This window comes from Pseudomonas siliginis (assembly GCF_019145195.1).
In the GTDB taxonomy this organism is placed as follows: Bacteria; Pseudomonadota; Gammaproteobacteria; order Pseudomonadales; family Pseudomonadaceae; genus Aquipseudomonas; species Aquipseudomonas siliginis.
In genome coordinates this window covers 1-20,060 of sequence record NZ_JAHSTW010000007.1, presented here as the reverse complement: position 1 = coordinate 20,060, position 20,060 = coordinate 1, and the positions used below count along the sequence as shown (strand labels likewise).

Genomic DNA, 20,060 nt, shown 5'->3' with positions numbered 1-20,060 from the left:
GCCGTGTCTGCTAGACAGCTGTCTCCTGTACCTGACGTCGATGCACAAGATTCAACCTCGGCTTCGGCACCGGTCTGCCGCGAGGTTCGGCAGCGAGCGAGCGCTCCAGTTGCTGCAGGCGTTCAGTCACGCCTTGCGCCTCGCTCGGGGCTGCGATGATTGCCTGTGCGGTTTGCAGGACCTCGTCGATAGCTTCGAACGGGTCTACGCCAGTCCTCGCCAGCTTCATGAACTGACGCTGTTTTTCTGCATCCAGGGCTTCCAGTTGGGCGTAGAACATCTTCTGGATGGGTTCGGAGTAGCTGTCGACGTTATCAGTGAAGGTCTTGATGCTGTCGATAACCGCAGCACCTCTATCGAGAAGAACTCCCGCGCCGTCGACGGCTTTTGCGGCGCCGTCGCTCAGCGTCTTCAGCCCATCCTTGAGTTCTTGGGTGTGCAGCGTCTGCGCTGCTTTCAAACCCTTCTTGAAAAAGTGGTAACGCAATACCGGGAACACAATCGCCCCCGCGATTGCCCCTGCGCCGGAACCGATGGCGTTGCCGATTCCGGGTACCACGGTGCCGATGACACTGCCGATGGCGATGCCTTTGCCGATACCGTAAAAGGCCGATTTGATGCCGGCCCGGGAGGTGATGAATTTGCCGAACGTCATGCTTTTGCGCACTTCTTCGATGTTCTGGCCTTCAGGAATCAGGCCATCGAACTCGGTGGTCAGGTTGTGCAATTGCTCCGCCGCAGTTTGCGCTTGATCAAAGATACCCACCGCTTTTCTGACCAGGTCAAACACCACTTTGAAGGCACCGGTCTGGTCGACATGGACGATCGGGTTGTTACCGACAAAACCATACAGATTCAAACCATCCACATCCCCCGCCGGATCAGCACTGACCCAACGCTGCAACCACGGCGCGTAATAACGGGCGCCATAGTAGTACAAACCGCTGACATCCATTTCCTTGCCGGAATAACGGATAAAGCGGTATTCGATTTCCGATTCCGGGGCCATCCACGCGGTTTCGCCGAACGGGTAATAGCCTTCTGCGCTGGTGACCACAGCGTCTTCATTGAGCTCCATCACGCAAGAGCCGAGGTGGTCTTCGAGGGTGTAGCGCATCTGGTCGTCTATCGGCGCTGAACGTTGCGCCCAATGCAGGCAGCGCGCGTTACCGAGGCTGATGATGTGCAGTTCTTCGCCGTTGTCTTTGCTGCGAATTTCCAGCCCTGGCAGGTAACGCACCTGGTGGAAGTGGCGGACCTTGTCGGTAAACCATTCATGACATTTGAAGACCCGCTGGCCCGCGCTGTACTGGTAATACTCGGTGTCGTTATCGCTGTCCTGACGGATAACCAGATCCACGCGCTCCAGTTCATCACGGCTGTTCCAGTGCAATGACGGACCGTGGTGCAGCTTGCTTTGATTGCCGTGCGGGTCGAACCAGATGTCGAAGTCTGGTGGCTCGTCGCCTGTTTGCCAACGCACCCCGCGATTGCTTTTGTCGTCGATGCGCATCGTGCGGGTGCGACTGTTGCCGTCGCGCTGATGACGCAACTCGGTCAGATTGCCGCCATCGTCGTAGCTATACGTCTGGGTGTAGTTCAGGCGGTTTCGTTCGTCGGGCGGTCGCGGCAGGCCGGGAATGTCCGGGGGCAGAGCGTCGTCATGACCGGTCGCACGAATCAGACGGTACAGGGAGTCGTAGCTGAATTCACGGTGGCCGTCGACCCGTTGATTGGCGAACCAGGTTGGCTCGAAGGCGTGGTCTTCGATGCGGATGATATTGCCGACGCGATCGTAGGAATATTGCAGATCCTGCAATGCGGGTTGGCCGGGCTTATGGCTGATCCGGGTGCGCAAGCGTCCGTCGGCTGGATCGTAGGTTCATTCGTTGAGCACTCCGTTGCCGTCCTGTTGCTCGATGAGCTGGCCATTGGCGTTGTAGTGCGCATCCTCCAGGACTTGCGTGATGTTTGCCTTCACTTGCAAGTGCATCTGCCTGAGCTGCCCGGCAAGCCCATAGCGCGAGGTTCTGCGATGGCCGCCGGCGTCGGTCTGTTCAAGCACGGCGCCAAGCGGACTGAACACCTGATGGCTGGTGAACGCTTGGTGATCATCAAATGTGCGCTTTTCCACCAGTGCCTGTCCGGTGAGGGCATAGCTGGTGATATCCAGCGAGCCTGACGGATCTGTCTGCCGGATCAACCGGCCGCGCAGGTTGGAGTCTGCTCCGGCAGAACCGTCGGCATAGGTGAAGGTATCGAGCTGTGTCTTGTCGTTGCCGGTCATCTCAAGCTTCACCACGCGCAGTTGCTCGTCGAACGACGACTGCCAATGCTGGTGGCGGCCGTCCCATCGCTGCACTGGCTCGCCGGCCAACCCGGGCAGCATCAAACGCTGGCCGCTGTCCACGCTGGCGGTGTACAGCGCATCGCCGTTCAGCGCGTAAACGGTACTGACGTTGGCAACGGCCAGACGCGGATCCTGCTGCAATGCCAGACGGCCGGCCAAATCGTATTGCTGGCGAGTCACGAGGGCTTTGGGGGAGGCACCGGCCAGGTTGCGCAGGTAATCGATCTGCCGGACAGTAAAGCCTCGACCGTCAGTGGCCGACAAGGACGGCGTGCGCGAGTGCATGGTTTCATCGTCCATTTTTAAACTTGGCAACCAGTGGACTGCCAGGTTTTTTCGATGCCAGATGTCGCTGCCTAGCCAAATACTGGTTGTCCGTCGACCCCATCTCTTTGTAATGCGCGAGGCCGGCCTGCGCTTGCGCGATGTTCGCAAGTACAGCCCGGTTCCTTTGCTGCAGGCCGGAACGCGTGATGACCGCCAATGTTTCGCTGGACGTGTTGCTATTCGCATTCGGCAGCACATTGGCGGGCGAAACACTGTCAACGCCCAGTGCATCAAAGGCATTCTCTGCCCATGCAGACCGTTCTTCGATGGCTGCTTTCCAGTCGCTGAGCATTTTCTCGATTTTTTCGATTTTCACCGGGTCGAGGCGGTTCTTGATGTCCTGTGCTTCCTGCGCCCGACTTCCCATGTTGAGTGCGCCGGGAATGATGGCGATTACCGATCCGAATACTCTGTTCATCAAAAACACTGGGTTGGTGATCGCATTGAGTGCCGGATGGAGCAGCTCCCTCCTGAAGTCTTTCCAGGAGTTGATCTCCCTGACCGATTCCTGAATTCCCAGACTTTGATCAATCGCGCTGACGGACATCTGCGAGGTCTGCGGTATCAAAGGACCGACGCGAAGCCTGACATGGTCAGCCAGTGGTTCGCCGATAGCTGCGGCGACATCTCCACCGATGTTGCCGCCGATCAAGCCTGAGGGTTTCAACACATTCGGCTTTACTTCAAGAGCGGGGATCATGGTGTCAAATTGCGTACCACCGATGGATCCACCCTCATAACCGATAACGCCTCTGAGGGTTTCTCCCGCCAGATTCATTGCCATGCTCAGTGCAACATCCTGATGAATGATGCTGTGCAGCTGTCCCAGGACTTCTTCGGAATGCCCTTCCACGGCGGATGCGAACGCCGAATACAGCATGATCACGCCTTCTGCACGCTTGTTGCCGTCCGGATCGATGAAACGGATCGGGTTATTTCCCACGAATGCATACAAATTCAGGCCGTCCGCCTGCTCGGCGTCAGCACTGACCCAACGCTGCAACCACGGCGCGTAATAACGGGCGCCGTAGTAGTACAAACCGCTGACGTCCATTTCCTTGCCGGAATAACGGATAAAGCGGTATTCGATTTCCGATTCCGGGGCCATCCATGCGGTTTCGCCGAACGGGTAATAGCCTTCTGCGCTGGTGACCACAGCGTCTTCATTGAGCTCCATCACGCAAGAGCCGAGGTGGTCTTCGAGGGTGTAGCGCATCTGGTCGTCCATCGGCGCTGAACGTTGCGCCCAATGCAGGCAGCGCGCGTTACCGAGGCTGATGATGTGCAGCTCTTCGCCGTTGTCTTTGCTGCGAATTTCCAGCCCTGGCAGGTAGCGCACCTGGTGGAAGTGGCGGACCTTGTTGGTGAACCATTCATGACATTTGAGGACCCGCTGGCCCGCGCTGTACTGGTAATACTCGGCATCGTTATCGCTGTCCTGACGGATAACCAGATCCACGCGCTCCAGTTCATCACGGCTGTTCCAGTGCAATGACGGACCGTGGTGCAGCTTGCGTTGATTGCCGTGCGGGTCGAACCAGATGTCGAAGTCCGGCGGCTCGTCGCCTGTTTGCCAGCGCACCCCGCGATTGCTTTTGTCGTCGATGCGCATGGTGCGGGTGCGACTGTTGCCGTCGCGCTGATGACGCAATTCGGTCAGATTGCCGCCGTCGTCGTAGCTATACGTCTGGGTGTAATTGAGGCGGTTTCGTTCGTCGGGCGGTCGCGGCAGGCCGGGAATGTCCGGGGGCAGGGCGTCGTCATGACCGGTCGCGCGAATCAGACGGTACAGGGAGTCGTAGTCGAATTCACGGTGGCCGTCGACCCGTTGATTGGCGAACCAGGTGGGCTCGAAGGCGTGGTCTTCGATGCGGATGATATTGCCGACGCGATCGTAGGAATATTGCAGATCCTGCAATGCGGGTTGGCCGGGCTTATGGCTGATCCGGGTGCGCAAGCGTCCGTCGGCTGGGTCGTAGGTCCATTCGTTGAGCACTCCGTTGCCGTCCTGTTGCTCGATGAGCTGGCCATTGGCGTTGTAGTGCGCATCCTGCAGGACTTGCGTGATGTTTGCCTTCACTTGCAAGTGCATCTGCCTGAGCTGCCCGGCAAGCCCATAGCGCGAGGTTCTGCGATGGCCGCCGGCGTCGGTCTGTTCAAGCACGGCACCAAGCGGACTGAACACCTGATGGCTGGTGAACGCTTGGTGATCATCAAATGTGCGCTTTTCCACCAGTGCCTGTCCGGTGAGGGCATAGCTGGTGATATCCAGCGAGCCTGACGGATCTGTCTGCCGGATCAACCGGCCGCGCAGGTTGGAGTCTGCTCCGGCAGAGCCGGGGGCGTATGTGAAGGTATCGAGCTGATTTTCGCCGTTTCCCGAGACTTCGAGCTGCACCACGCGCAATTGCTCGTCAAAGGTCGATTGCCAGACATGGCCGCGCGCGTCCCAACGGTGTCCGGGCTCCCCGGCCCTGCCCGGCAGCTGCAGGCGCCAGCCGCTATCCCGGCTGTCGGTAAACACGGCGATATCGTTCAGCGAAAACACGGTGGTTGTGTTCGCGATCGGCAGGCGCGGATCCTGTTGCGCGACCAGGCGCCCGGCGACATCGTGGTGCTGGAGGGTCACGAGTGCGCTAGGCGTATCGCCCACCACGGTACGCAGATAAGCGACCTGACGGACTGGCAGGCCACGTCCGTCGCTGACGATCAGCGAAGGCGTGCGCCAATGTGTGGAGGCGCTCATGCGCCTGACCCGCGCGTAGACACCACCTCTTCAGCGGTGTCGTTGAAGTCTTCGCTGGTGTGATACCAGGGATGATACGTCTCGCGGGAAAAGTCGCCCTTGGCGTTGATCAGCTTGATCGGACGTCCCGTTGCGTCATAGAACAGCTGATCGAAGAGCCCGAGTTGGCGCAGCGATTGATCATTGACGTAGCGGTGCGTGTTAGCGAAAAACGGCCGGTATTGGCGCTGCGCGAGACCTTTGTTGTTGTATTCGACGCGTTCGCTGATACGCCAGCGTGTCTGCGTCGGTTGCTCACCTTCTTCGATCAGCAATTGACCATCCTCACCCACCAAATAAGCCAGCCCCGGATCGACCTTCTGTTGGGTTTGCAGTACCCGACCAAAGCCGTCGACGCAGGTTTTGACGATCTGGATCTGCGCCTTTATGGCGTCGTAGGGATAGCGGTCGGCGCTGAGCACCACGGTGTGAACCGGTTCTCGGTAAGCCAGTTCAATGGCCTCGAGCAATTGCTGGTCTTCAGGCGTCAGGTTGAGGCTTTGCGCGAGCCGGCGACGTGCGCTGGCGCGGATCTGCCCGCCGGGCAACAGATCGCCCTGCTTGATTGACAGGGTTTGAAGCGTGGAGGCGGGTATCAGGCCCATCCAGCTGAACAGGTTTTTGTGCAGGGTACTCGCTGCGTTTTTTACAGTGTCTTCTGGATACTGAATGGCGTATTCCGGACTGGTGTCCGGTAGGGTCCACCCATCGGTCAGCTTGTCGAATCCGGCAGGTTTGCCATTCTCGGTACCGTGAAAGCTGATGACCAGCGGCTGACCGGAAGGCTCATGGATGACTTCTTCAGTGTTGTCGTTGGCGTCGGTGATTCGCTTGGGTTTCAGGGCGTGGTAATCGAATTCCGCGACCTGCACGGCGCAACCGTCGGGCAACTCCATGCGCATGACCGTCAGGCAGTGTTGATCGTATTCGGCTCTGGTCACGCCATGGCTTGGCGTTTCGTTGAAATCGAGCACTTTGTAGAAGGCTTGCAAGTCGCCGTACCGAGCCAGATTGAACCGCGATGACCAAAGGTTTTGTTCCTCGCTCGGCGGCGTATCGAACAGCAGCGGCATGGGTGAGTAACCAATTGCCTCGAGGGCCTCGCGAATGTTCAGGTCGGGCACAATGCTGTAAGCGTCCAGCGCGTTCTTGTCCAGCAAAGCAAGCTCCATAGAATGCGACAGGGCTTCGAATCCGGCGACGCCGTCCTCCAGTTCAATACCCTCTACGTCCACATAACGCTGTATGGATTGGGAAGTCAGTACCCGTTCGATGGCCCATTCTTGCGAATCCTGCAGCTTTCTCAACGATTCGAAAGATACCTGTGCCGGGTTCAACTCGCCGGGTAGCGTACCTTTGGCCAATTTCAGCGCATCGCCCCGTTCCTGATAGGGCAAGCTCAGTCGCCATTGCTGCGGCTCTGGCAGATTGATCAGACGCGCACGGGTTTCGCTGATGTAAAAGTATTGCTGCGCCTCGTCGTGAGCGTCGGACCACCATTGATTCAGGTGGTCCTCGGTGAAGGGTGGCGGGCTCTGGGCGGTCAACCTGCGCGCATAGCTCACCGTCAGTGCATGGGTCGCGGCGCCATAAGCGTCCCAGCGCAGGGTGACATCGTGGCGGCACAGCGGGTCGTTGATAAAACCGTCGTACTGATAGCTGATTGCTTCGACCTGAAAGGGCAGCAGAATGGCTGCGGCATATGGCCCCTGCGGCCGCACCTCGCGCACCAGATAGCGCTTTTCCTCTACTGAGTACAGCTTGGCAGCGCCAGGCACTAGGGCATCTGCCTGGTAGGCAAGGGTCTCCGTTCGGGCAACCGAGCCGACCAGTGCCTGCGCAATCCGATAGCGACTGTCGAAATCTTCCGGCGTGACAGGCTCATCGATTTCACCCTTGGGGTGATAACGACTGAACAGGGTTTCGCCCAACGGGCAGGCGTCCACGTCCGCGTTGAAATAATCCTCGCGGGAACGATTCATTTCCTGCCCGTTGTGAAACCAGGTGCATGTTTGCACCGGCTCGTTGAAGCCAGGCTCTGAAGGATCGGCTCCAATCTCGCAGTCAAGTTGCTGCAAATAGCCGAACCCGCGAAACTCCCGTTCCCTGCCGTCGTAGAACCCTTCGCGCCAGGTGAATGACTGGGTCAACCGGTTGTCGGTGATCTCGTCGTGTTGCTCCTGCTTCTTCACCACGGGCAGCGGAAACGGCAGATGACATATCGGTGCACGCGCAAGTGCCAGCAGCCGCTCCTTTTCATCCAGCCATTCCTGAGCCGAACTGCGATAAGTCACGCTGCTCGAGTAACCCATGTTGTTGTTGCTGTTGAGCAGCAGATAGGGCTTGGCTGCAACAAAATCGTAGCGCCAATGCCGAGGCTGGATATGCGGCACCGTCAGAATCAGGCTGGCGCAACCGAGGCCTTGCAGGTCGGCGAAACTGACCTGGCACAAACGGTCATAACGCACTTCTTCAGGCCACGGCACGCTGACGGGAATCTGCTCCAGGCCGTTGCCGCCCCGGTTCAGGTAGATGTCGAACCCTTCGGATCGCAGATAGATCAGCGCGGGTGCGCCGGAGCCATCGAGGTCGGCCAGACGCACTCGTGCGGCGTCGAATTCGTCGTAGGTGAAGGGCAGGGCACTGATCTTGCGACCTTGACCGAATTTGCCATGACCAAGATTCGGCCAGCAGCGCACTTCGTCATGGCGGATGCGACACAGCTCGGGCATGTCGCTGCCGAGCAGATTGCCCAGAAGCACCAGTTCGGTTCGCGAGTTGCTGAATACCGGCAGACGGTCGTCTTCGTATGCATGGGGTATTTCCTGTGCGGCGGCGAAGCCTTTTTCGCGCAGGCTGGCATAGAGCCTCACTCGGTCGTGGCTGATGCTGGCCGCTGACATCAGGCCGTCGCCGCTGAAATCCCCCATGGTCAAAGTCAGATCCTGGTGTTCCCGGGGAAACGTGTCGAACGCGCTGAACAGTTCGAATTGGCGCTGCGCATTCAGCGCATGGAAACCGCAGTAACCCAAGCGGGCGATTATCAGGTCCAGGCGCCCATCACCGGTCAGATCCAGCAGTTGCGCCACGGCGCGGTTACGATCTGCCACCGGGATCTTGTCCAGCAGAGCCCATGGGCCGTAACCGATCAATTCAGTGCCAGGCGCCGCGCGCAGCGGCTCGCGGTAGTACCAGGCGTTGTCATAGCGGCAGAGAAAGCCCGGCACGCCCTCGCCATACAGATCGACACATTGGTAGAACCCGCCGTCATCAATGCCCGGTTGAGTCTCGTTTTCCAACAGGCGTGCAGCTGTCTTGTTGATCTCGAAGGGTGAGTATTCGAACTCTAGCGGCGGTGAATGCTCGACATTGCCTTGCGCATCGAAGGCCTGATAGTGCGCCGCGGTGATTTGGCTGTAGGCCCACGGCGCAGTGTTCTGGATAGGTCGGTATTCCAGCAGCAGGCGCCGTACAAGCTTCGCCTCTGTCGCCAGCCCTTCGGGGAAGTGATGAAACATCAACACTTGCTGGCACAGCCTGCGGGTGCTCAGTTCAAAACCCTGGCCATAGGTGGAAAACGGATCCGGTCGCAGCCGCCAGCGGTTCACTTCTTCGTAGCTCGGGGTCTCCGTCAGCGAACTGCTGCGTTCGCCGTAATCGAACACCAGTTGAAAATGCCATGGCAGATCCGTCGGCCGGTCAGTGTCCCAGCTGTAAAGGCGATCGCTCGCCGTGGCATTGCCGTAGCACACCCGGCGCAGATAGCGCTGGGCGCGGTAGTCGTGAATCGGATCGTGCTCGTCAGGCTGATCGTCGGGCTTGTACTCGTAGCAGATGTGTTCGCCATGGGCGTTCATGCTTTCACACAGCAGCCAGCTACTAATGCGCGATTCGTCGTCGGGGTCGGCACGGCGTGAGGCGCTGGTTTTGCCGTAGACATGCAACGTACCGTCGGCGCCGTGGACCAGCCAGAACGGGGCTCCACCGTCAGCCGGATGCCAGCATTCGCGCAGGGAAAAATCACTTTCGATCCGCGCCCGGTAGATCACGACGTTGTGCTCAGGAATGGGGCGAGCTCTGTAGCTGTGTTCCGTGCGCGACTTCAGGTTTCCGGCATCATCGAGCTCCGGCATCCACACCTCGCCGTCATGCCCGATGATTTGATCGTGCTCGGTATACCGTGGAACACCTTTGTTGGTGCGGCGGCTGATCTGGCTCAGGCCCAGGTGGCAACCAAGGCCAAACGGACCGTTACCGCTCTGGCTGTTGATTGACAGGGATATTTGCGGGTCATAACCACGACCTCTTGAGAGCGGGATCGGCAATTCGCATCCAGCCGAGGCGGTCGGCCCGACGGCGCTCCAGCTTTTGCCGATGGTGGCGATCGATGAGCTCTTGGCGATGGAGGGAGCTGTGATGCTGAGGTCTTGATCGGCCATGGTCGAGTCCATTCGCGCTACATAGGGCGTATGGATAGACGCTAACAGGAGTGGGCCAGAGATGGACCTGTCAGATCTGACAGGTGCGCAAGATCGTTTTCTGTGCTTGGGCGATTCTTTTATCGCAATTGGTTTGAACAAGCAAAAACGGCCGGGGCATCTTTGCGGATGCACCGGCCGTTTTCATGACGCCAGAGGCTTACTGCACTTCTACCGCCAGGCTCTCGCTGATCTTCTGTTGCCAGATCGCCGGGCCGGTGATGTGTACCGACTCACCTTTGCTGTCCACCGCTACGGTGACCGGCATGTCCTTGACCTCGAACTCGTAGATCGCTTCCATGCCCAGCTCGGCAAACGCCAGCACCTTGGACTTCTTGATCGCTTGCGCAACCAGGTACGCAGCGCCGCCGACGGCCATCAGGTACACGGCCTTGTTGTCCTTGATCGCGTCGATCGCGGTCGGGCCGCGCTCGGACTTGCCGATCATGCCCAGCAGGCCGGTCTGCTCGAGGATCTGGCGGGTGAACTTGTCCATCCGCGTTGCGGTGGTCGGGCCGGCCGGGCCAACCACTTCGTCACCGACCGGATCAACCGGGCCGACGTAGTAGATGAAGCGACCCTTGAGGTCGACCGGCAGGGTTTCACCCTTGTTGAGCATTTCGACCATGCGCTTGTGCGCCGCGTCGCGACCGGTGAGCATCTTGCCGTTGAGCAGCACGGTTTCGCCCGGTTTCCAGCTCTGCACGTCTTCCGGGGTCAGGGTGTCGAGGTTGACACGACGCGCCGACGGGCCGGCTTCCCAGACGATTTCCGGGTAGGCGTCCAGCGGTGGCGCTTCCAGCGAGGCCGGGCCGGAACCGTCGAGCACGAAGTGTGCGTGACGGGTGGCGGCGCAGTTGGGGATCATGCACACCGGCAATGATGCGGCGTGGGTCGGGTAGTCCATGATCTTCACGTCGAGCACGGTGGTCAGGCCACCGAGGCCTTGGGCACCGATACCCAACTGGTTGACCTTCTCGAACAGCTCCAGACGCATTTCTTCGATGCGATTCTGCGGGCCACGGGCCTTGAGCTCGTGAATGTCGATGGATTCCATCAACACTTCCTTGGCCATCACCGCGGCTTTCTCGGCGGTGCCGCCGATGCCGATGCCGAGCATGCCCGGTGGGCACCAGCCGGCGCCCATGGTCGGCACGGTCTTCAAGACCCAGTCGACGATCGAGTCGGACGGGTTGAGCATGGCCATTTTCGACTTGTTCTCGGAACCGCCGCCCTTGGCCGCCACGTCCACTTCCACGGTGTTACCCGGGACGATGGAGTAGTGGATCACCGCCGGGGTGTTGTCCTTGGTGTTCTTGCGAGCGCCTGCCGGGTCGGCAAGGATCGAGGCGCGCAGGACGTTTTCCGGCAGGTTGTAGGCGCGACGCACGCCTTCGTTGATCATGTCGTCCAGGCCCATGGTGGCGCCATCCCAGCGCACGTCCATGCCGACACGGACGAACACGGTGACGATACCGGTGTCCTGGCAGATCGGGCGATGGCCGGTGGCGCACATGCGCGAGTTGATCAGGATCTGCGCCATCGAATCACGGGCCGCTGGCGATTCTTCGCGCAGGTAGGCTTCGTGCATCGCCTGGATGAAATCCACGGGGTGGTAATAGGAAATGAACTGCAGGGCGTCGGCAACGCTCTGAATCAGGTCATCTTGCTTGATCACGGTCATGAGTCGCGCTCCTCTAAAACACGATGGGGCAGCTACAAGCTTCTAGCTTCGAGCGGCAAGTTAAAGCATTACGCGGACAGCTTGAGCTTGCCGCTTCAGGCTTGCGGCTTGTAGCTGTCCCTTTGTGGCGCGACGCTAAAAAGGCGCGGCAGTATACCGCGCCTCGGTGGTGGGGGCACATTGGCTTTTGGTCGGATGACCCTGTGGCGAGGGGATTTATCCCCGCTCGGCTGCGCAGCAGTCGTAAAACCTGTGAGCTCAGTGTGATTGACAAGTTGCAAGGGGCCACTTCGCAGCCCATCGAAGATGAATCCCCTCACCACAGGGACCTGGTGCGGGCATCAATGCAGCTCAATCAGGTCATGCATTTGACGTCAATTTTCGAGCCCGAAAATCGGTGGTCATTTAGCGACCGGGCCTCTAAAGTGGCATCCGGTCTGTAGAGTAGGACACTCGGTCAGCCTCCTATCGCACGGTGAGTCAACGATTGACCCATAACGCCATTCAACGCCTTTTGCTCAAACGCTTCGCCCTCGCTGCGGCCACCTACGGATTGGCTCTGCTGCTGCTGTGGCTGGCGTTTTTCACCGGGCATTACCAGCAATCGCTCAGTGGCGTGGCCATCGGCAGCGCGCTGGTAGTGATCAGTCAGGCGAGCCTTTTCGCCATGTTCTGGAGCGGGCGCAACCAGCGCTTCGCCGACCCCAGCCTGACCGAAGCGCAAGTGCTGATGGGCCTGGGCTGGCAAACGTGGCTGATCGCCCATGTCGACGAGGCGCGCGGCGCGTTTCTGGTGTTTTACGTGCTGATCCTGCTGTTCGGCCTGTTCCATCTCACCCGACGGGTGTTCATCCGCTGTGCGCTGTTGGTGTTCTTCAGTTTTTCCGCGATTACCCTGTGGGACGCCTACCACTTCCGCTTGGCCGAGCCTGCGCTCGCAGCGTTGCAGGTGTGCATTCTGGCGATGGTCTTGGCGTGGCTGGTGCTTTACGCACGTTTTGTCCAGGTTTCCCGACAACGCCAGCGCCAGCGCCGGTTTGCCTTGCAGGCGCATCAGGACACCCTGCGCGGAATGATGCGCCAGCTTGAAGATCTGGTCGCCACCGACGAACTGACCGGGCTGTTCAATCGCCGGCATTTCCTGCGCATCGCTTCCCGCGAGCTGAACGCGCTGGACAGCGACGTGATGCACGGGCTGGCGCTGATCGATCTGGACCACTTCAAACGCATCAACGACCTGCATGGCCACGCCGCCGGCGATCAGGTATTGCAGGCGTTTGCCGGGGTGGCGCAAGCCTGTCTGCGCGACGGTGATGTGCTGGCGCGTTATGGTGGCGAGGAATTCGTCGTGCTGGTGCCCGACTGCGATGCCGAACGCCTGACCGCGTGTTGCGAGCGTTTGCGCATCGCCTTCAGTGAGGTGGAATTGATGGGCCTGCAAGTGCGCAACCTGAGCCTGTCGGCGGGCATGACCCTGCTGTCCGTTGGCGATGATCTGGATGAGGCGTTGCAGCGTGCCGATCAGGCGCTGTACCGGGCCAAGCGTGACGGGCGCAATCGTTGTGCCGCCGCGTGGGAGAACATTGATGCCTGAATTGCGCGTCGGTGATCGGCAGTGGACGGTTGAAGCGGGCAGCAACCTGCTCGACAGTCTCAATCAGAACGGTGTCGCCGTGCCCTACAGCTGCCGCGCCGGCAGTTGCCATGCCTGTCTGGTGCAATGCATCCGAGGTGTGCCCACCGACAATCGTCCGGACGCCTTGAGTGCCGAGCAACGTCAGGACGGTTGGCGCCTGGCTTGTCAGTGTCAGGTGGTCGAAGACTTGCAGGTACACACCTTCGACCCGATCAGCGACGGCCGCCCGGCCGTGGTCGAAGCGCTGGACTGGCTCAGCGACAGCGTTCTGCGCCTGCGCCTGACCCCGCAGCGGCCATTGCGCTACAGCGCCGGCCAGCATCTGGTGTTGTGGATCGGCCACATCGCCCGCCCGTACTCGCTGGCGAGCCTGCCGCAAGAAGACCGCTTTCTCGAGTTTCACCTGGATTGCCGGCAATCCGGCGAATTCATCGATGCCGCACGCAAGCTGCAGATCGGCGACTCGATCCGCCTTGGCGAACTGCGCGGCGGTGCCTTGCATTACGATCCGGACTGGCACGCCCGGCCGCTGTGGCTGCTGGCTGCCGGTACTGGTTTGGGTCCGTTGTTCGGGGTGCTGCGTGAGGCCTTGCGTGAGGATCACCAAGGCGCCATCCGCGTCATTCACCTGGCCCATGACGAACGCGAACACTATCTGGCCAAACCCCTTGCCGCACTGGCCGCGCAGCGCGAAAACCTCAGTGTCGAGCTGTGGGCAGCGGCCGACTCGGCCGCCGCTTTGGCGCAACTGCGCCTTGTTTCCCGGCAGACCCTGGCCTTAGTCTGCGGCTCGACGACCAGTGTCGACGCATTCGCCAAGCGTCTGTACCTGGCCGGATTGCCGCGCAATCAACTGCTGGCCGACGTGTTTGTGAGCCGTGGTTGAGCGCTGATTTTCAGACGCGAGACACGCCATGACCGAAGCCATCCTGCTGGAACGCGAACGCGGTTTGCTGACCCTGCGCCTCAACCGCCCGGACAAGAAAAACGCCCTGACCCGCGCCATGTACAGCCGCCTCGCCGAAGCACTGAAACAGGCCGACAGCGACCCCGAAATCAATGCCGTACTGATCAGCGGCAGCGCCGAGTGCTTCACCGCCGGCAATGACATCGCCGACTTCATCGAACAACCGCCGAGCGACCTCGACAGCCCGGTGTTTCACTTCATGCTCAATCTGCTCGAATGCCGCAAACCGGTGATCGCCGCCGTGGCCGGTGCTGCGGTGGGTATCGGCACGACCCTGCTGCTGCATTGCGATCTGGTCTATGTCAGCCGCGACGCCCGGCTGCGCATGCCGTTCGTCAACCTCGGATTGTGCCCGGAATTCGGCTCCAGCCTGATCCTGCCGCGTTTGCTCGGGCAAGCAAAAGCGGCTGAGTTGTTATTGCTCGGCGAAGGCTTTAGCGGCGCACAGGCTGCGCAATGGGGAATTGCCACAGACGCGCTGGACAGTGGCGCGGCTGCGTTGAGCAAGGCCCGGGAAATGGCGCTGCGTTTTGATGAGCTGCCGGCCGAAGCGGTGCACATCAGCAAGCAACTGATGCGAGCGCCCGATCGCGAGCTGCTGCGCAAAGTGATCGAGGAGGAGGGCGCATTGTTTACCCAGCGGCTGCGTTCGCCAGAGGCGGTGGCGGCGTTGAGCGGGTTCTTTCGCTGAGTGTCAAGACGCCTTCGCGAGCAGGCTCGCTCCCACAGGAGATTGCATTTCAAGTGTGGGAGCGAGCCTGCTCGCAAAAGGGCCTTACCAGACAAAATATCTGTTGAATCATAAGCAAAAAAGCCCCGCCATTCACATGGCGGGGCTTTTGCGTTTCAGCTGCCGGTCACTCAGACCTGCGGATCACCGACATGCAGGATCTTCATGCCATTGGTGCCGCCAGTGGTGTGGTAGCTGTCGCCCTTGGTCAGGATGACCCAGTCGCCTTTTTCCACGACGCCGCGCTTGGTCAGTTCGTCGATGGCTTTCTGGCTGACTTCGTGCGGTTCCAGCGAGGCCGGGTCGAACGGGATGGTGTAGACGCCACGGAACATTGCTGCGCGGGCCTGGGCTTCGCGGTGCGGGGTGAACGCGTAGATCGGCACCGAGGAGCGGATCCGCGACATGATCAGCGGGGTGAAGCCGCTTTCAGTCAACGCGATGATCGCTTTGACGCCCGGGAAGTGGTTGGCGGTGTACATGGTCGCCAGCGCGATGCTCTCGTCGCAGCGGCTGAATTCCTTGCCGATGCGGTGGCTGGAGGTCTTGCCGGTCGGGTGTTTCTCGGCGCCGACGCAGATGCGCGCCATCGCCTGCACGGCTTCCAGCGGGTAGAGACCAGCGGCGGATTCGGCCGAGAGCATCACGGCGTCGGTGTAATCGAGCACGGCGTTGGCCACGTCGGACACTTCGGCGCGGGTCGGCATCGGGTTCTGGATCATCGACTCCATCATCTGCGTCGCGACGATCACGGCCTTGTTGTGGCGACGTGCGTGCAGAATGATTTTCTTCTGAATGCCCACCAGTTCGGCATCGCCGATTTCCACACCGAGGTCGCCACGGGCAACCATCACCGCGTCGGAGGCCTTGATCAGGCCGTCGAGGGTTTCGTCGTCGGCCACGGCTTCGGCGCGTTCGATCTTCGCCACCAGCCAGGCAGTGCCGCCGGCCTCGTCACGCAGTTGACGGGCGTATTCCATGTCGGCGGCGTCGCGCGGGAAGGATACGGCGAGGTAGTCGACTTCCATTTCGGCGGCGAGCTTGATGTCGGCCTTGTCTTTTTCAGTCAGGGCCGGCGCGGTCAGACCGCCACCGCGACGGTTGATACCTTTGTGGTCGGACAGCGGGCCGCCGATGGTCACTACGCAATGCAGTTCAGTGGCGGTGGCGGTTTCAACGCGCATCACCACACGGCCGTCGTCGAGCAGCAGCTCGTCGCCCACGCCACAGTCCTTGACCAGATCCGGGTAGTCGATGCCGACCACTTGCTGGTTGCCCTCGGTCAACGGATGGCTGGTGGAGAAGGTGAACTTGTCACCGATCTTCAGCTCGATCTTCTTGTTGGCGAATTTGGCGATACGGATTTTCGGGCCTTGCAGGTCACCGAGCAGGGCGACAAAGCGGCCGTGCTTGGCAGCGAGGTCACGCACCAGCTTCGCGCGAGCCTTGTGCTCGTCGGGGGTGCCGTGGGAGAAGTTCAGACGGGCGACGTCCAGACCAGCCAGAATCAGCTGTTCGAGAACTTCCGGCGAGTTACTGGCCGGGCCAAGGGTAGCGACGATTTTGGTACGACGGACGGACATGCAAAGACTCCTGAGTTCAAGCGCAGGCAGAGGCTACTATGCTCGAAGGGTGTAGTCATTGTTCGAATGCACTACTTATCGTTTTCTTTATTGAACGCGGCAACTTTGCGACCAGCGCGTCTGAAGTTTTCCGACCTGGGGTCGATACAGAGCACAAGACAGGAGAACCCCCATGCGATTGTTGCCCATTGCCGCCCTTGCCCTCAGCGCCCTCGCCGCGACGGGCTGCACCCGTTGGTCGATGAACCACCATTTGAACAACGCCTACAGCGCCTATGAACGCGGCAACTGCGAGCAGGTCATGCTCGAACTGTCCAAGGTCGAACGCGCCAGCCGCGCCCGCCCGTACGTGTGGCCGGAAGTGTCGATGATGCGCGGTCAGTGCCTGGAACGACAGAAGCTCTACATCGACGCGGTGCAGACCTACCAGTTCATCATCGCTTCGTACCCCAACAGCGAATACGCCTACCGCGCCCGCGCGCGTCTGGAAACGTTGCAGAGCCTGGGCCATTACCCGACACGCAGCGCCGCTGCGGTGGTACGGCCGACGCGCTTCTGACGCGGTTTTCGTACAAAATCTGGCCGTCTGTACAAGCTCCGCTATAGTCAAGGAAACCGTTTCGAGCCGTGTCTCGATAACGGCGCAACACCTGCGACTGGCAGTTACAAGGTGACGGCGATTGTCGCGACCGTCACACCGGAAGCGGGGAGAGCGGGCCTGTCGCACAGGTTCGTTCCGAAGCACAGGTGCGGCTCCGTGACGGAGCCCTGCATGGCGAACAGCACATCATGTTTACCGACCGCCGGATCGAACGGCATCAATTGCCGTATTACCTCAGAGTGTTCAACAGCGTCACCGACAAACCCGTCGGCTTTCTCGGCAATGTGTCTACGGACGGGCTGATGCTGATCAGCCAGTTGCCGATGATGATCGGGGTGGATTTTCAGTTACGCCTCAAGGTCCCCGCCCGCGATGGCAGCCAGCAAGTCATCGATTTCAGCGCCTGTTGCGTGTGGTGCCATGAAGACGCCACGCCGCTGCATTACGACGCCGGGTTCATCCTGCGCCGCGCTCCGCCGGAGTTTGGCCAACTGGTGCTGGCGCTGAAGCAGTATTTCAGTTTTCAGCCGCTGCCCGCTTCTGCCTGAACAGCAAAAGATCGCAGCCTTCGGCAGCTCCTACAGGGGGAGCGCATTCCAAATGTAGGAGCTGCCGAAGGCTGCGATCTTTTGATTTTTACGTCACGCCACCGCGATCGCCCGCTCCTGATCCAGCGCCTTTTCCGCCAGCAATAGGCCCATCTCGCTCAACTGATAGATCGCCATCGCCAGATGTCGCGGCTTGTCCTCGAGGCTGTCCGCCAGGTCGAGCAGCAGAATGCTGACCGAAGAAAAGGTTTCGTAGGTTTGAATGGCCATCGCTTCGGGGTTGATGTCGGGCGCGACCATGAACATCTGCATGCCGCGATCGACGGAATTGCACGACGGCGCAGCGGCGGCTTTTTTCAGGTAGTGATCGAGGGCTTTTTCAGCGGCCTCGTGGAGTCTGGTGGAATCGGGGGAAGCGTAGGGGGAGGTCGAGTCTTCGGTTTCGGGGGGATTGGGTGTTGGTTTGATCATGGTGATAACCCTTGGTTGGGGCCTTCACCCCTCGCGACTAAACGAAAGGGTGGCGGCTGGACGCAGGTTAGTCGACCGGGGGTATCACCAAAAACCGGCGCGCCGAAGCGCCCTGCGTACAGCCACCATCGAGTGCGGGGATAGGGATTACCCGACTTGATGACGCTTATACACCTTGATGACAAACCCCCGAGCGACTAAACCCGACCACTGATTGGCAGCGGCACGGATCACGTTACGAGGCCGCTTCAAAGCGCACAAGCCGGCGGATTCTGAGTGATGTGTAGGCAACGGCGCAAGCCGATGTAGCCGCGTGTTAATGACTGAAGGACGTCTGCATGATGCGGCGTGGGAATAGTTACCGCTGATCGGGACTGTCAGGTTTTACAGGTGTCATTTCGTGCTTACGGTTCTTCAATGAGGCACCCAGGTACCGACGGTATAAGGAAGCTCAATCATGTCCGACCATGAGAACCCAGGCTCCAATTCTCCAGAAGATGGCCCGTTTCCTGAGGACCATCGCCCTTCCCAAAAATCCGATGATCCGATTTCCGAAGAGCCGGGAATCCTGGTCGCGGATTTGGAGTATGAGGCCGGCTCCGAGTCACTGTTAGTAGATACCACGATGGACTTCAAGTTTCGTATACCGGTAAACGATGGCCGTTATCACAACGTTCATCTGGATTTTCACGGAGCCGATAATTACTACCGACGTATCACTGAAAGTGCATGGTTGGGGGGCGTCTGGCACAGTATTCGAGTCGAAGACCTTCCCGAGAGTGACCTGCAAGTCAGAGTTGATGGAAGATGGGATTACATTGATCAATGGTCAAGGTGGACACCGCGGACTTTGCTGGTCAGAAAGGCTGCTCGCATTGGCAGCAATGGTACTGTGACTACAACGGTTCCAGGCCTCGCCGGTAAAGGCAGCAAAATCACGCTTGTGCGTCCCAATTCAGGCACTGTACTGAGCACAACGGCCATTACCAATGGCTACGGAAATTGGACTGTCACGCTCCTTGATAATGTCCCTCAGGGTTTACAGGATTTCATCATCCGAGAGGAGTATGGAAATACGCAGGGGCGCTACGCGGGGAAAGCGTCACTGACCGTACTCAAGCCTGTAACGCTCAGTCCGTTGCCGCAGGTTATAAGTACACAAACGCCGCAATTTGCGGGTACAGGCGGTCTGCACCAAGAGTTGACAAGAGTGGATGTTTACATCAAAGACACATCGATCAAAGTATTGGCCTACGCAAAGATCGAAATTGATGGGTCATGGGGTGGTACCAGCACTTATAAGTTTGCGTTCGGCAAAAATTATTCTCTAGTCGCCATTCAAAGATACGATGGCGCAACATCTGTGCCGTCAGTCCAACGAAATTTTTATGTCATTGACCCTCCCCGAATAACGTCTCCTGGATTGACGCAGACGGTGGACATGACATCAACGTTCACAGGCACTGTCGTCGCCGGGATCTCCAGTGCTGTTGCTGTGCGTTCGGAAAACACCCAAGCTCAAATCAGCACCCCAACCGATGCCGCCACAGGCGCATGGTCTGCATCTTTCACGCTGACACCTGGTCCGCATTCAATTGTCGGCACGCATACCTATTTGGGAACGACATCACTGACCAGCCAACCCTTCGGCATACGAGTACGCACGGGCAAGCCGACGGTCACATATACGCAAGCCAATGAAACGATCACATTTTCCGGCACCGGACATTTCGACGAGAAGCTCAGAACCGAAATCGAGTTCACTATCCTCGAAAGTCCAGCCGACCCAATGCCGGTCGCGCCTCCAAATGCACAAGTACAGCGCAACGGCACTTGGAGCACCACCGTAACGGGCTGGAAACTTGGCACCTATAAAATCAACGCTGTCCAGAAGATCAGA

The 20,060-nt window shown here is 59.5% G+C and carries 13 protein-coding genes; 6 read left to right on the top strand and 7 right to left on the bottom strand.

Annotation, left to right across the window (positions count from 1 at the left end; all coding sequences use genetic code 11):
* Window positions 1-10: 10 nt before the first annotated feature.
* From KVG87_RS14765 to KVG87_RS14745, 5 genes are all read right to left on the bottom strand, one after another.
* The gene (locus KVG87_RS14765) at window positions 11-1,858 is read right to left on the bottom strand and encodes an RHS repeat domain-containing protein (RefSeq protein WP_217851348.1); all 1,848 of its coding nucleotides are present in this window, start codon (window positions 1,856-1,858) and stop codon (window positions 11-13) included.
* A gap of 24 nt (window positions 1,859-1,882) precedes the next feature.
* Window positions 1,883-2,650 carry a hypothetical protein gene (locus KVG87_RS14760; RefSeq protein ID WP_217851347.1) on the bottom strand — a complete coding sequence of 256 codons (768 nt, stop codon included), beginning with the start codon at window positions 2,648-2,650 and terminating at the stop codon, window positions 1,883-1,885.
* Window positions 2,640-5,333: an RHS repeat domain-containing protein gene (locus KVG87_RS14755; protein ID WP_367616684.1), complete on the bottom strand. Its 2,694-nt coding sequence runs from the start codon at window positions 5,331-5,333 to the stop codon at window positions 2,640-2,642. The genes KVG87_RS14760 and KVG87_RS14755 overlap by 11 nt, the downstream gene beginning before the upstream one ends.
* A gap of 86 nt (window positions 5,334-5,419) precedes the next feature.
* Window positions 5,420-9,901 (bottom strand): SpvB/TcaC N-terminal domain-containing protein, encoded by a 4,482-nt coding sequence (locus KVG87_RS14750; protein ID WP_217851345.1) that lies wholly within the window; start codon window positions 9,899-9,901, stop codon window positions 5,420-5,422.
* A 199-nt stretch (window positions 9,902-10,100) separates the two neighbouring features.
* A complete protein-coding gene (locus tag KVG87_RS14745; protein WP_016773454.1) occupies window positions 10,101-11,624 on the bottom strand; it encodes a fumarate hydratase in 1,524 nt (507 codons plus the stop codon).
* 487 nt (window positions 11,625-12,111) lie between these two features.
* Between KVG87_RS14745 and KVG87_RS14740 the strand changes: the two genes are divergently transcribed.
* From KVG87_RS14740 to KVG87_RS14730, 3 genes are read left to right on the top strand one after another with little or no spacing between them, the layout of a single operon-like run.
* Window positions 12,112-13,218, top strand: a complete 1,107-nt coding sequence (locus KVG87_RS14740; protein WP_041479822.1) for a GGDEF domain-containing protein — start codon at window positions 12,112-12,114, stop codon at window positions 13,216-13,218.
* Window positions 13,211-14,146 (top strand): iron-sulfur-binding ferredoxin reductase, encoded by a 936-nt coding sequence (locus KVG87_RS14735; protein WP_217851344.1) that lies wholly within the window; start codon window positions 13,211-13,213, stop codon window positions 14,144-14,146. The genes KVG87_RS14740 and KVG87_RS14735 overlap by 8 nt, the downstream gene beginning before the upstream one ends.
* 28 nt (window positions 14,147-14,174) lie before the next feature.
* Window positions 14,175-14,918 carry an enoyl-CoA hydratase-related protein gene (locus tag KVG87_RS14730; RefSeq protein ID WP_056787833.1) on the top strand — a complete coding sequence of 248 codons (744 nt, stop codon included), beginning with the start codon at window positions 14,175-14,177 and terminating at the stop codon, window positions 14,916-14,918.
* A 170-nt stretch (window positions 14,919-15,088) separates the two neighbouring features.
* On the opposite strand, the gene pyk is transcribed toward KVG87_RS14730, so the two are convergent.
* Window positions 15,089-16,540, bottom strand: a complete 1,452-nt coding sequence (gene pyk / locus KVG87_RS14725; protein WP_024014116.1) for a pyruvate kinase — start codon at window positions 16,538-16,540, stop codon at window positions 15,089-15,091.
* Window positions 16,541-16,712: 172 nt separating this feature from the next.
* Between pyk and KVG87_RS14720 the strand changes: the two genes are divergently transcribed.
* Both KVG87_RS14720 and KVG87_RS14715 read left to right on the top strand, forming a co-directional pair.
* Entirely contained in the window at window positions 16,713-17,099 is a 387-nt protein-coding gene (locus tag KVG87_RS14720) for a tetratricopeptide repeat protein (protein WP_095181453.1), read from the top strand.
* 230 nt (window positions 17,100-17,329) lie between these two features.
* Complete coding sequence (locus KVG87_RS14715; protein WP_041479819.1) at window positions 17,330-17,689, top strand: PilZ domain-containing protein; 360 nt, start codon at window positions 17,330-17,332, stop codon at window positions 17,687-17,689.
* 93 nt (window positions 17,690-17,782) lie between these two features.
* Here KVG87_RS14715 and KVG87_RS14710 read toward each other — a convergent pair whose 3' ends face one another.
* Window positions 17,783-18,160, bottom strand: coding sequence for a DUF6124 family protein (locus KVG87_RS14710; protein ID WP_217851343.1), 378 nt, complete (start codon window positions 18,158-18,160; stop codon window positions 17,783-17,785).
* A gap of 457 nt (window positions 18,161-18,617) precedes the next feature.
* Between KVG87_RS14710 and KVG87_RS14705 the strand changes: the two genes are divergently transcribed.
* Window positions 18,618-20,060 (top strand): hypothetical protein (locus tag KVG87_RS14705; RefSeq protein WP_217851342.1); only part of this gene is annotated, 1,443 nt, incomplete at its 3' end.